This is a genomic window from Enterococcus dongliensis (assembly GCF_031927985.1).
GTDB classification, from domain to species: domain Bacteria; phylum Bacillota; class Bacilli; order Lactobacillales; family Enterococcaceae; genus Enterococcus_A; species Enterococcus_A dongliensis.
On record NZ_JARPZC010000067.1, the window covers coordinates 1 to 201 of the forward strand.

Below are 201 nucleotides of genomic sequence, written 5' to 3' on the forward strand. Positions count from 1 at the left end.
AAACCATCTGCATCGATGGCTCGATACAAATAATGCCATTTTCCTTTAATTTTGATGTACGTTTCATCCATTTTCCATGAATAAAAGGATTTTTTATTTTTCTTTTTCCAAATTTGATAGAGTCGTTTGCCATATTCTTGCACCCAACGATAAATCGTCGTATGAGAAACGTTAATGCCACGATCATATAAGATTTCTTGA

General features: G+C 32.8%; 1 protein-coding gene. It reads right to left on the minus strand.

Features of this window, described 5'->3' with window-relative positions; genetic code table 11:
- Positions 1–201: DDE-type integrase/transposase/recombinase (locus P7D84_RS13805; RefSeq protein WP_311806797.1), on the minus strand; the 201-nt coding region annotated here is incomplete at both ends.